This is a genomic window from Martinezella rhizogenes, from assembly GCF_027460065.1.
Taxonomy (GTDB): Bacteria; Pseudomonadota; Alphaproteobacteria; order Rhizobiales; family Rhizobiaceae; genus Agrobacterium; species Agrobacterium rhizogenes_C.
Genome location: NZ_JAPYZZ010000019.1, coordinates 26,591 through 39,372, shown reverse-complemented (window position 1 = coordinate 39,372; position 12,782 = coordinate 26,591). Strand labels below are relative to the sequence as shown.

At 60.3% G+C, this 12,782-nt stretch carries 11 protein-coding genes and 1 pseudogene; 7 read left to right on the top strand and 5 right to left on the bottom strand.

Annotated features, from left to right (window positions below):
• The first annotated feature begins 169 nt into the window (after nucleotides 1–169).
• From O8B93_RS22995 to O8B93_RS22975, 5 genes are all read left to right on the top strand, one after another.
• Entirely contained in the window at nucleotides 170–979 is an 810-nt protein-coding gene (locus tag O8B93_RS22995) for a transketolase (protein ID WP_078052753.1), read from the top strand.
• Complete coding sequence (locus tag O8B93_RS22990) at nucleotides 979–1,935, top strand: transketolase family protein (RefSeq protein ID WP_269712170.1); 957 nt, start codon at nucleotides 979–981, stop codon at nucleotides 1,933–1,935. The genes O8B93_RS22995 and O8B93_RS22990 overlap by 1 nt, the downstream gene beginning before the upstream one ends.
• A 116-nt stretch (nucleotides 1,936–2,051) precedes the next feature.
• A complete protein-coding gene (locus O8B93_RS22985) occupies nucleotides 2,052–3,521 on the top strand; it encodes an FGGY family carbohydrate kinase (RefSeq protein ID WP_269712209.1) in 1,470 nt (489 codons plus the stop codon).
• 20 nt (nucleotides 3,522–3,541) lie between these two features.
• Nucleotides 3,542–4,501, top strand: coding sequence for a sugar-binding transcriptional regulator (locus O8B93_RS22980; protein ID WP_046798190.1), 960 nt, complete (start codon nucleotides 3,542–3,544; stop codon nucleotides 4,499–4,501).
• A gap of 23 nt (nucleotides 4,502–4,524) precedes the next feature.
• Nucleotides 4,525–5,310: an SDR family oxidoreductase gene (locus tag O8B93_RS22975; protein ID WP_269712169.1), complete on the top strand. Its 786-nt coding sequence runs from the start codon at nucleotides 4,525–4,527 to the stop codon at nucleotides 5,308–5,310.
• Nucleotides 5,311–5,461: 151 nt separating this feature from the next.
• On the opposite strand, the gene O8B93_RS22970 is transcribed toward O8B93_RS22975, so the two are convergent.
• The 3 genes from O8B93_RS22970 to O8B93_RS22960 form a co-directional block, all read right to left on the bottom strand.
• Entirely contained in the window at nucleotides 5,462–6,223 is a 762-nt protein-coding gene (locus O8B93_RS22970) for an ABC transporter permease (RefSeq protein ID WP_269712168.1), read from the bottom strand.
• Nucleotides 6,220–7,146: an ABC transporter ATP-binding protein gene (locus tag O8B93_RS22965; protein WP_269712167.1), complete on the bottom strand. Its 927-nt coding sequence runs from the start codon at nucleotides 7,144–7,146 to the stop codon at nucleotides 6,220–6,222. The genes O8B93_RS22970 and O8B93_RS22965 overlap by 4 nt, the downstream gene beginning before the upstream one ends.
• A 104-nt stretch (nucleotides 7,147–7,250) precedes the next feature.
• Nucleotides 7,251–8,072: a sulfite exporter TauE/SafE family protein gene (locus tag O8B93_RS22960; RefSeq protein WP_269712166.1), complete on the bottom strand. Its 822-nt coding sequence runs from the start codon at nucleotides 8,070–8,072 to the stop codon at nucleotides 7,251–7,253.
• Between the two features lie 356 nt (nucleotides 8,073–8,428).
• Here O8B93_RS22960 and O8B93_RS28015 point away from each other — a divergent pair.
• Nucleotides 8,429–8,598 (top strand): annotated as a pseudogene (locus tag O8B93_RS28015) (bifunctional diaminohydroxyphosphoribosylaminopyrimidine deaminase/5-amino-6-(5-phosphoribosylamino)uracil reductase RibD); the annotation flags it as partial.
• Between the two features lie 148 nt (nucleotides 8,599–8,746).
• Here the strand turns inward: O8B93_RS28015 and O8B93_RS22955 are convergent.
• Entirely contained in the window at nucleotides 8,747–10,045 is a 1,299-nt protein-coding gene (locus tag O8B93_RS22955) for an extensin-like domain-containing protein (RefSeq protein ID WP_269712165.1), read from the bottom strand.
• A 348-nt stretch (nucleotides 10,046–10,393) separates the two neighbouring features.
• Nucleotides 10,394–12,208 carry a methyl-accepting chemotaxis protein gene (locus tag O8B93_RS22950; RefSeq protein WP_269712164.1) on the bottom strand — a complete coding sequence of 605 codons (1,815 nt, stop codon included), beginning with the start codon at nucleotides 12,206–12,208 and terminating at the stop codon, nucleotides 10,394–10,396.
• 242 nt (nucleotides 12,209–12,450) lie between these two features.
• On the opposite strand from O8B93_RS22950, the gene O8B93_RS22945 reads away from it, so the two are divergent.
• Nucleotides 12,451–12,765 carry a DUF1883 domain-containing protein gene (locus O8B93_RS22945; protein ID WP_269712163.1) on the top strand — a complete coding sequence of 105 codons (315 nt, stop codon included), beginning with the start codon at nucleotides 12,451–12,453 and terminating at the stop codon, nucleotides 12,763–12,765.
• The last annotated feature ends 17 nt before the right edge of the window (nucleotides 12,766–12,782 follow it).

The following is a 12,782-nucleotide window of genomic DNA, read 5'->3' as shown; positions in this document are numbered from 1 at the left end:
CGAAACATGCATAAGCCAGTTGAGAGAAGCTTGTCAATAGGGCTTTCACGGCAATGCCGATACCGCCGGACGATAAACAATCCGCAATTCCATCTTGACAGAAACGCCACGTCTGCAATTATATAAATAGATGCATAAATATTCACACGCATGTTTTGAAGAGGATTCCATGCAGTCCCAGGAGCTAGAGCGCATTGCGCGCCAGATTCGCCTTCGCGACGTACAGGCTGTTTTTGAAGCGGGTGCGGGCCATGTCGGCGGCGAAATGTCGGCTATCGACATCATGACGGCCCTTTACTTCCGCGTCCTGCGCATCTGGCCGGATGATCCGAAGAACCCTGCCCGCGACCGCTTCGTGCTTTCCAAGGGCCATACGGCCTGCGCGCTGTATGTGACGCTTGCCAAGCGCGGTTTCATCCCGGAAGAGGAAATCTCGACCTTCCTGCAGCCGAATTCGCGCCTCAACGGCCATCCGAACTGTAACAAGGTGCCGGGTGTGGAAACCAATACCGGCCCGCTCGGCCACGGTCTGCCGGTTGCCGTCGGCATGGCCAAGGCGGCCAAGCTTTCCGGTGCGGACTACCACACCTATGTCATGACCGGCGACGGCGAGATGCAGGAAGGCTCCAACTGGGAAGCCATCATGTCCGCTGCGCAATTCGGCCTGAACAACCTGACGCTGATCGTCGACCACAACCGCTTCCAGCAGGGTGCGGCGCTTTCGGAAACCAATGATGTCGCGCCACTTCGCCCGAAGCTCGAGGCTTTCGGCTGGGAAGTCAGCGAAATCAACGGCAACGCCATGGCGGAAGTCGTGCCGGCGCTGGAGCATCGCGGCGATCGCCCGCATTGCATCGTCGCCCACACCAACAAGGGTCACGGCATTTCCTTCATGCAGGACCGCGTCGACTGGCATCACAAGGTTCCGAGCAGGGAACAATATGAAATCGCCGTCAAAGAACTTTCGGAGACATTGTAATGAACGCGCCCGTAACCGCCGCCAAGCTTTATGACTGCCGCGACGCCTTCGCCGAAACGCTGGAAGCGCTGGCCGCCGGCAATGACAGGGTTGTCGCCGTCTGCAACGATTCGGTCGGCTCCTCGAAGCTCGGCGGCTTCAAGTCGAAATTCCCCGAGCGCCTCGTCAATGTCGGCATTGCCGAACAGAATATGGTCGGCGTCGGCGCCGGTCTCGCCAATGGCGGCCAGTTGCCCTTCGTCTGCGGCGCGTCCTGCTTCCTCACCGGCCGCGCGCTGGAGCAGATCAAGGCCGACCTTGCTTATTCCAACGCCAATGTGAAGCTGATCGGCATATCCTCGGGCATGGCCTATGGCGAACTCGGCCCGACGCATCATTCCATCGAAGATTTCGCCTGGACCCGTGTTCTGCCGAACCTGCCGGTCATCGCCCCCTGCGACCGCATCGAGACGGCCGCCGCCGTCAAATGGGCGGCGGAATACGCCGGCCCATGCTTCCTGCGGCTGTCACGCGTCGGCGTGCCGGATCTGCTGCCGGAAGGCCACGTCTTCGAACTCGGCCGCGCCAACCTGCTGCGTGAAGGTTCCGACCTGACGCTGATCGCCAACGGCACGCTGACCCACCGCATCGTCAAGGCCGCCGATATTCTGTTGAGCCGCGGCGTCAAGGCGCGCGTTCTGAATATGGCGACGGTTCGCCCCATCGATGAAGCGGCCATCGTCGCCGCTGCCAAGGAAACCGGCGCGATCCTGACGGCTGAAGAACATTCGATCTTCGGCGGCCTTGGTTCGGCCATTGCCGAAGTCGTGGTCGACCATTCGCCCGTGCCGATGAAGCGCCTCGGCGTTCCCGGCGTCTTCGCCCATACCGGCTCGGCGGAATGGCTGCTGGATGAATTCGGCATGGCGCCGGCCGCCATTGCGGATGCGGCCGAAGCGCTGATCAAGAGAAAATAAGGTCTCCTCCCAGAGTCGTCGCGTGTCTTCGGATGCGCGGCGACACCCTTTCTGCAATATCGTCGTTTACTCGCCGCAAGGCCGAAACGAAAAACTGCCGACGAAAGACTCCCATGATGCGCGCCATTCTGTCCATCGATCAGGGCACCACCAATTCCAAGGCCATACTCGTCTCGGAAAGCGGAGAGCTGCTGGCGCGCGGCTCATCTCCCGTCGGCATCGCCTATCCGCAGCCCGGCTGGGTGGAACAGGATCCGAACCGCATCTGGGCCTCGGTCCGTGAAGCGATCTCCGCCTGCCTCGCCGCCGCCCCCTCTGACATCGATGTCGCGGCCATCGCCATTTCCAACCAGCGCGAATCCGTGACCATATGGGATGGCGAGACCGGCGAACCGCTCGGCCCGGTGCTCAGCTGGCAGTGCCGAAGAACGGCGCAAGACTGTGCTGAGCTGATCGAGAAAGGCCATTCCGAGCGCGTCATGGCGCTGACCGGCCTGCCGATCGACCCCATGTTTCCCGGCGCAAAAATGCGCTGGCTGCTGGAGCGTGCCCCGAAGGGCCGCAGGCTCCGCATCGGCACCATCGATAGCTGGCTCATCCATTGCTTCACCGGCGGTAAAGTCCATGCCTGCGACGCCTCCAACGCCGCCCGCAGCCAGGTGCTCGATCTCAACCGGCAGGTCTGGAGCGATGAGCTTTGCGAGCTCTTCGGCATCGATATCAACGCCCTGCCTGATCTGCGCGACAGCAGCGGCGATTTCGGCACCACATCGGGCGTTCCCGGTATCAAGGACGGCACACCGATCCTCGCCGCCATCGGCGACAGCCACGCAGCCCTCTTCGGCCACGGCGCCTTCAACCCCGGCGATGGCAAGGTGACTTTCGGCACCGGCTCATCTGTGATGACCACCCTGCCGCATTTCATCGCGCCTGAACGCGGCATCACCACCACGGTCGCATGGCGGCTCGGCGGCAAACCGACCTTCGCCTTTGAAGGCAATATTCTCGTTTCGGCAGCCTCCCTGCCCTGGATGACGGAGATTCTCGGCCTGCCGGATGTCGCCGCGCTGGTGGAACTCGCCGCCACCGCCGAGCCAAACGGTCCCGGTTTCGTGCCGGCCTTCGTTGGCCTCGGTGCGCCCTATTGGGATACCAATGCGCGCGCCCTGTTCTCCCAGATCAATTTCAGCACCACGCGTGCCCAGATGGCCCGCGCCGTCACTGACTCGATTGCCTTTCAGGTCCATGACGTCTTCGCCGCCATGCGCGCACAGTCGCCTTCGGGCTTTGGACGCCTGTTCGTGGATGGCGGCCCGAGCCAGAACCGTTTCCTGATGCAATGCGTTGCCGACATGCTGCAACACCCCGTCATCCAGCGCGACGCGCCGGAAGCCTCCGCGCTGGGTGCTGCCTATCTCGCCGGCCTGGCCCTCGGTGTCTGGAGCGATCTCGATGCCATCGCGGCGTTGAACAGCAACGGCAACACCATCGCGCCGTCCGCCAGCGAAAACAGCCAGCGGCTTAGCGTCTGGCGCGATACGATTGCCCGCTCGACCTTGCCTGTAACCTCGGGTAATGGTGAATAAAAATTCACCATGGAGGGCTTATGGGCAGGCTAAACGAACTTCGAATGATATCCCGCGTGGCGCAGATGTATTTCAGCGAGCACAAAAGGCAGGCGGAAATTGCGCAGCATCTCAACCTGTCGCAGGCCACCGTCTCGCGCATGTTGAAGCGTGCCGAGGCGGAAGGCATCGTCCGCACCAGCATCATTCCGCCGCCCGGCACCTATAGCGATCTGGAAGCGCAGCTGCGCGAACGTTTCGACCTGCCGGAAGCGATCGTTGTCGATTGCAGCGAGGATCGCGACGGTGCGATCATGGCCCGCATCGGCGAGGCAGCGGCGCATTTCCTCGAGGTGACGCTGTCGCAGAACGAGATCATCGGCGTTTCCAGCTGGAGCCAGACGATCTTCAAGATGGTGGAGAACATCCATCCGCTTAAAGGTGCCAAGGCGCGCTATATCGTCCAGACACTGGGCGGCATGGGCGATCCTTCCGTGCAGACGCATGCCACCCAAATCACCACCCGGTTGGCGCGGCTGACGGAGGCCGAACCGAAACTGCTGCCGGTGCCGGGCGTCGCCACCTCGCGCGAAGCCAAGCTCTTGATGCTCGCCGATCCCTTCGTGCGCGAAACCATCGATCTCTTCGGGTCGATCACGCTCGCCATTGTCGGCGTCGGCGCGGTCGAACCATCGGAGCTTCTCGCGCGGTCCGGCAATATCTTTTCGGCCAAGGAACTGGCCGATCTCGCCCAGGCGGGTGCGGTGGGCGACATCTCGCTGCGCTTCTTTGACAAGGACGGCAAGCCGGTGAAGACACCGCTCGACGACCGGGTCATCGGCCTGCCGCTGGAAAACCTCTCCAATGTCGACCGCGTCATTGCGCTGGCCGGCGGCTCGAAAAAGACCGAGGCGATTGCCGGCGCGCTCAGAACCGGTGTGATCGACGTGCTCGTCACCGATAAATTCACCGCCGAACGACTGGTCGGCAAGGAAACATAGCCAAAAACCCATAAGGAGGAGACATGAGGCGCTTTGAAGGTCAATCCGTATTCGTGACCGGAGGCAATAAGGGCATCGGATACGGCATCGCCCGCCGTTTTGCCGAGGAAGGCGCAAAAGTCGCCATCGCCTCTGTCGACAGGGACACCCATGACGCCGCCAGAAAACTGGCGGACGAAACCGGCGCGGTCACCCATGGCGTCATCCTCGATGTGCGCGACGCGGCAGCGGTGCGCGAGGCCTATGGCGCAGCCGAAGAGGCGATCGGCCCGCTGTCCATCTCCGTCCAGAATGCCGGCGTCATCACCATTTCCAAGATCGAGGAACTGACGCAGGAACAGTGGGATTTCAATCTCGACGTCAACACCAAAGGCGCGTTCCTCTGCTGCCAGGAGGCGATCCGCCGCTTCCGCGAAAGCGGCACCAAAGGCCGCCTCGTCAACACAGCCTCCGGTCAGGCACGGCAGGGTTTCATCTACACACCGCATTATGCCGCGTCCAAATTCGGCGTTATCGGCCTGACGCAAAGCCTTGCCAAGGAGCTGGCGCCTGAGGGAATCACCGTCAACGCCATTTGCCCCGGCATCATCCATACCGAAATGTGGGACTATAACGACCGTGTCTGGGGCCAGATGCTGGGCGATTACAAGCCGGGCGAACTAATGGCCGAATGGGTACGCAACATCCCGATGCGCCGCGCCGGAACGCCGGCAGAAGTGGCCGCACTGGTGGCGTTTCTGGCGTCAGAGGATGCGGCATACATCACCGGCCAGACGATCAATGTCGATGGTGGGTTGATCATGTCTTGAGGGCTTATTAGCCTCTCCTTCGTCATCCTCGGGCTTGTCCCGAGGATCCAATCACGTTCAATTAAATCAACCGGTTGCAGATCCTCGGGACAAGCCCGAGGATGACGTCGCGTATGAGGAAAGCTTCCGCGATCTCTGACGATTTGAGCCGTCAGTTGCGCAGCCGATACCCCGTCTTGAACATCCACGCGATAACACCGAGGCAAACCGCCAGAAACAGCGTGATCATCGCAAGGCTGATGACGGGATTGACGTCGGCGATCTCATAAAAACTCCAGCGGAAACCGCTGATGAGATAAAGCACAGGATTGAAGTGGCTGACCGTCTGCCAGAAGGGCGGCAGCATGTCGATGGAGTAGAAGCTGCCGCCAAGGAAGGTCAGCGGCGGCACCACCAGCATGGGGATGAGGTTCAGCTGCTCGAAATTCGTCGCCCAGATGCCGATGATGAAGCCGAACAGACTGAAACTGATAGCCGTCAGCACGAAGAACAGCACCATCATGAACGGATGGGCAATGGTGATATCCACGAAGAATGACGCGGTTATCAGAATGATCGTGCCGATCATCAGCCCCTTTGTCGCCGCCGCGCCGACATAACCCGCGACGATTTCCGTCATCGATACGGGCGCGGACAATATCTCGTAGACGGTGCCGGTGAACTTGGGGAAATAGATGCCGAAGGAGCCGTTGCTGATACATTGCGTCAGAAGCGTCAGCATGATGAGGCCGGGCGTTATGAACGCGCCGTAGGAAACGCCGCCAACTTCCTGAATCCGCGAACCGATCGCTGTTCCAAACACAATGAAATAAAGCGAGGTTGAAATGACGGGAGACACCACGCTTTGCAACAGGGTGCGGCGGGTACGCGCCATTTCGAACAGGTAGATGGACTTGATGGCTTCGAAATTCATTTCTGGCCTCCGACCAGCGAAACGAAGATATCCTCAAGCGAGCTCTGCCGCGTGGAAATATCCTTGAAATGGATGTTAGCGGCGGAAAGAGCGCCCAGAAGATCGGCAATGCGTCCCTGCTCGCCATTCCCCTCGATTTCGTAGGTGAGCGTGCTGTGATCCTCCGAAAGCGTCAGGGCAAATGGCGCGAGACTGTCAGGCAATTGCTCCACCGGCTGCGCCAGCTCAAGGAACAGCTGCTTGCGGCCGAGTTTCTTCATCAGCGCGGTCTTTTCTTCCACCAGCAGCAATTCGCCGCCATTAATGACACCCACCCGGTCGGCGATTTCTTCCGCCTCCTCGATGTAATGTGTGGTGAGGATGATGGTGACGCCTCTGGAGCGCAGATCGGCGACGACGTTCCACATATCGCGGCGCAACGCCACATCCACGCCGGCAGTGGGCTCATCCAGGAAGAGCACCTTCGGCTCATGCGCAAGCGCCTTGGCGATCAGCACGCGACGCTTCATGCCGCCGGAAAGCTCCCGCAACATATTGTCCTTCTTGTCCCACAGGGACAGGGACTTCAGAATGCTCTCGATCAGCGTCGGGTTCTTCTTCTGCCCATGCAGGCCGCGCGAGAAACTGACCGTGTTCCACACGGTCTCGAACATGTCCGTCGTCAGTTCCTGGGGCACGAGGCCGATGAGCGCACGGGTCTGCCGGAAATCCTTCACCACATTGTGGCCGCCGACAAGTACCGAACCTTCACCCGGATTGACCAGACCGCAGACGATGGAAATCAGCGTCGTCTTGCCGGCACCGTTCGGGCCGAGAAGCGCGAGGATTTCCCCCTCTCTGATATCGAGGCTGACACCTTTGAGCGCCTGAAAACCATTTGCGTAGGATTTTGTCAGATTCCGTATGGAAACAATGGCATTCATGACGAACTCTTTTGGAAATCGAGTGAGATGAACGCCATATAGGCCGCAGAGGTTGCAAAAGCCAGCCCGATGGACTGAACACTGCGTTCGGCACAGACGGAAAATCAGCCGTAAACGCTATAGAAAAATTGCACCGCGACGAAGACCAGAAACACGCCGAAGGCCCGCTCCAGTTGCTTTTTGCTGAGCGCATGGGCAAGCCGCGCACCATAGGGAGCGACGAGAAGCGTGATGGGAATGAGCAGCACCACGGCGATCCAGTTGATAAAACCGGTCGAAAACGGCGGCAGGCCCGCATCACCCCAGCCAGCCCAGATATAGCCCAGAAGACCCGGCAGCGAGATCAGCACACCGACGCCGGAGGAGGTGGCGACGGCCTGATGGATCGTTCGTCCGTAAAGCGTCATGAAGGTATTGTTCATCACCCCGCCACCCACGCCCATCAGGCCGGACAGGAGGCCGATGCCCGTGCCGACCAGAAACCGGGTAGGGTTTTTCGGCAGGTCGGAGCCGAGTTGCCAGCTCGTCCGGTTGACGATCATCCGGAAGGCAAGCGCGAGTGCGATGAAGGCGAAGATCAGCCGCAACGCGACGCTGGAAGCGTAGGCCGCCACGACGGAGGCGAGGATGGTGCCGAGCGGCACGGCGACAATCCACCCCTTCAGCAGATCGAGGTCGACCGCGCCCTTCTGGCGATGCGTCAGAAACGAGCGGATGGAGGTCGGCACGATGATGGCAAGCGAGGTGCCGAGCGAAAGATGCATGCGCACCGCCTCTGGCACATCCAGAAGGCCGAAGACATGATAGAAGACCGGCACCAGCACCGCACCGCCGCCTATGCCGAACAAGCCCGCCAGAAGTCCGGCCACCACACCCGCTGCCGCAAGTGCGGCGGCAAAGACCATTATCTCTGAAACAGGGGGCATGAAAGCGGTCTCCGGGGGGCCGTTGTCACAAACATGTGACGCTCATAGCGTATCAGAAAAGCGCGGCAAGCCATGTTGGCCGCAGGTCAGTACGGCGCGATGTCTTTTGCCGCATATCCGCGCCGGATGGACCACTCCGTGGGATCGTTTTCCCATTGCATGCCCTTGCAAAGACGCCGATATCCCCCCGATAAGGCTGTCTTCTTCACCGGCCTTCGGGCCGGTCTTTTTTTGCGGGCATTGGACGGGGATGTATGTATGGAGAGATGGGTGCCAAAGCCCTCCCTCCGTCATTCCGGCTCATCCTCGGGCTTCGGGGACGGGAATGACGGTCCATTGGGGTCGAGGGCGGGTGTAGTTTACCCCCCTCTGCCCTGCCGGGCATCTCCCCCTCAAGGGGGGAGATAGGCAGGAGGCGCTAACCCGACTTCATTCTCAAACGTTGAGATAGGCGAAACCTCGCCGCAGATCGATCTCCCCCCTTGAGGGGGAGATGCCCGGCAGGGCAGAGGGGGGTAAGCCTCACGCACCTCCGGTTCGTTGCCAATGGACAACCTCCTGAAAGCTCACAGCTGGAGCACCGGAGCGAAAACTGTATTGCGGTTTTCGGAAAGTCCGATGCTCAAACAAAAACTGAGAGCGGCGGGACCGATTTCGATTTATCTCTCGCCGCTCTAATCACAATGCCTGTAACCGGATTTCCGCGTACGCAGGTCGAAGTGAAAATGGTTCCAGTGGTTAGGATCGCTGCCAGGCCCGAGAACGGTCGAGAAATATTTGCAGCTGTCGGACCTCACCGCCTTCAGCAGTGCCTTTTCGCGGAAGGCAAAGAAGCTCTTGCTGCGGACATCGATCTCCTTGCCGTTCTTCAGCGTGATGGTGCCGATATCGATGGCATTGCCGCGCGCATGTTCGGACCAGGGATTGCTGGAACGCGAATTCATCTTGCGGCAGGAATAACCGCCCATCGGCGTGATGCGGCTAACGCCGGAGAGATAACGGAAGCGCGAGGACGGCACGAGTTCGAACTTCACCCATTTGGCAAAGGCAAGCGTGACCTGACAATTGAGCTTCACGGCAGGGCGGATGGCGACGCCGCTGGCAAGTCCGCTGAGTTCGATCGGATAATCGATGCCGCAGGTCGGGCCGTCGGCGATACGGGCGACATCGCGGAAGGCGACGCCGAGGCGGCGCAATTCGCTGCGGCAGGCAACTTCGGAGGACGGCATGACGCCAGGTGGCATCGATCGGTTGCTTTGCATCCCGCCACCCGCCATCGGATCGTTTGGCATGAGCATGGCGACTTCCTCCACCGGCTGGCGGCGGGAAGAAGAGCCAACGGGTGGTGGCGGTATCAGCCGTGATTGACTGGTGCTTTGTTGCCGGCGAGGAGGAGAGACGGCAACCGGATTATCGGTGCCGATGCCATCCACCACTGGCTGCGCCGAAGCACCCTCTGCAATATCCGCATCCTGTTCTTCGGCAAGTCCGCGAACCGGCTCCACGCCGAGCATGGAATCCATGTTCACGCCACTCTCGCCTTCGGCGATCTGGTTGCTGGCCATTTGCTGCCCGGACGTGGTCTGGGATTGCATAGTCTGGCTCTGCATGGTCTGCGCCGGCGCGATAGTCTGACCGCTGGCCGCCATGCGCGCCTGATGCTGGGATTCGAGTGTCGAATAACCCTGCGCGCCCTGCGGCGACTGCAGCAGCGGATCCTGCGAGGCGTAATGTTCCGGCATCGGCTGCGATATGGCGGACGGATAATCGGCACTCTGCCCGGCTCGTTCAGCCTGATTGACCGCACCCGCCGGCGCGCTGTAGCCCTGCTGCCGCGACGAGCGAATGGCGCTGACGCGCGTGGTGCCGTCCACCTCGGCCGGAGGCACGAGACCCTCCGCCGAACACGACACCATGACCGTGGAAATCATCAGCAACGTCACAAGACGACGCGGAAGGGAAACATACGCCATACGAGAACCTGTACCTTCAGCGGCCGCAATCGCGGCAATACAGGACAAATTTTAAAGAAATGAGGTAAATGAAACCTTATTGGTTGCGGGAAATAACGAATGGCTAGTTTTGCGGTCCATCTGATGCAAAGGCCCGGCCCAGCCGCATCCGTGGGGAGCAGAAAGTTCGAAGACCTCCCCGCCGTCATGCTCGGGCCTGTCCCGAGCATCTGCAACCGATTGATTTTACGAAGCGTGGTTGGATCCTCGGGACGAGCCCGAGGATGACGTCGAGTGTGGGTGAAAGTCCGTCAACAAGCGAAGGGCGCAGCCAAAGTCGCGCCCTCCACTTATTCAAAACGGATCAAATCAAGCCGCCCGCGAAACCGCGCGTCCTACGCCCTGCCCCAGTTCGAAACGTGAAAGCAGCGCCCGCAGCTGCTGGCTTTCCTCGGCGAGCGTCTGGCTGGCCGCGGTCGTTTCTTCCACCATGGCGGCATTCTGCTGGGTCATCTGGTCCATGTGGTTGACGGAGGTATTGATCTCCTGCAGGCCGGTCGCCTGTTCCCGCGCCGCCGTGGCGATGGAATTGACGTGGCCATCCACGCGGTTGACCAGCGCCACGATCTCGTCCAGCGCATCGCCGGTGGAGCGCACGAGTGCCACGCCGCCGCCCACCTCCTCGGCCGAACGGTTGATAAGCGTCTTGATCTCCTTGGCGGCATTGGCGGAGCGTTGTGCCAGTTCACGCACCTCCTGCGCCACCACGGCAAAACCGCGTCCCGCCTCGCCGGCACGCGCCGCCTCGACACCGGCATTCAGCGCCAGAAGGTTGGTCTGGAAAGCGATTTCATCGATGACCGAGATGATCTGACCGATGCGTTTCGAGGAATCTTCGATGCGGCCCATGGCATCGACCGCGTTGCGGACGATTTCACCCGAACGGCCGGCGCTGGTTTTTGTGTCCTGCACCATCTGCCGTGCTTCATTGGCCCGTTCGGAGGCGGTTCGCACGGTGGCGGTGATTTCATCGAGAGCCGCCGCCGTCTCCTCCAGCGCCGCCGCCTGCTGTTCGGTGCGGCGGGAAAGATTGCCGGTCGCGCCGCTAATGTCGGAGGCGCTGTCATTCACGACATGGCCGGTTCTCGCAATCGCCTCGATCGCGCCGTGCAGCGCGCCGACGGCACGATTGAAATCCACACGCAGTTTTTCATAATCCGCGCCGATATCGGCAAGTTCGACCGTTAGATCGCCATTGGCAAGCGCCTCAAGCGCATGGCCCAGCCGCTCCATGGCATGGGCCTGCCGTTCGGATGCGGAGCGAAGAACCATCTCGTTGCCGTGCCGCGCCTCCTCCAGCGCCCGCTGCTGATCGGCCTCGCGGGCCTGCAGCGCACTGCGCTCGTTGACGCTGTCACGCAGCACCAGAAGCGTCTTGGCGATCGCGCCGATTTCATTGCGGCGATCGGCAAACTGGATTTCGGCTGCACCGTCACCATCCGCGATCCGCTTCATGCTCTGGCGGATGAGATCGATCGGCCGCGTCACGCTGCGCACCACGAAGGCGGCAACACCAACGACCAGAAGACCCACCACGACACAAAGGCCGCCGTTAAAATAGGCGTCACGCCAGAATACCGCCTCGAGATCGTCGACATAAACACCGGTACCGACAATCCAGCCCCAGGGGGCGAAACCCGCAACATGGGAAAATTTCTCGACCGGATCAGGCGCGCCGGGCTTCGGCCAGTAATAATCGACAAAACCCTGACCGCCCGCCTTCACCGTATTCACGAATTCCACGAACAGCGCCTTGCCGTTCGGATCCTTGTTGGCAGTGAGGTCTGTGCCGTTCATTTCAGGCTTGATCGGGTGCATCACCATGGTGGGATGCATATCGTTGATCCAGAAATAACCGCTGCCATTGCCATAACGCATCGCCGCGATCGTTGTCTTCGCCTGCTGTTGCGCCGCCTCCCGCGTCAGGCTTCCGCCCTGCTCCAGCTGGTAATATTGCTTGAGAATGGCGACGGCGGTCTCGTTCATCGCTGCAAGCCCGGCTTTACGCTCGCGCTCCATCTCACGATAGCTTTCAAATAGGCTGAATGTGAGAGCCGCGGCCAGTATTGCCAGAAACAATGCGACGAGCGCGTAAAGGCGCATAGATATTGTTACGTTTTTCATGTTCCCCCCAACATCGCCGAATGCACTTCGACCAGCCGATGTTAAAGGCAATAAATTTATTATTATTAAATACGAATGTTATACGATGGTCTTATTCAGGGGATCGATAGAAACGTCGTTCCCCCATTCCAAATTGCGACAGAAGGCGTGAAATTTCAGGAGAGCCAGCGGCATTTAAAGACCGCGTTAACCGTGCCACCCCTATCCTCCTTGACCGAAATAACTCTACAGGGAGGCACGCGATGGCCCGGCCGAATTTCCGCTATACGCATTATGACCTGAAGGAATTGCGGGCTGGCACCACCCTTGAAATATCGCTGTCATCCGTCAACAATGTCCGCCTGATGACGGGCGCAAATTTCCAGCGTTTCACCGAGTTGCTCGACTTCAAATATCTTGGCGGCGTCGCCAAAAAATCACCGATCCGCATCGCCGTTCCGGAAACCATGCACTGGCACCTGGTCATCGATGCCGAGGGCCATAGTGGCCTGGCGGAATCCTCGGTCAAGATGCTGCCGGCACAGACGCAGGCAACGCTGCACCGCAAGGCATCCTGAGTTCTTTTAAAAACAGC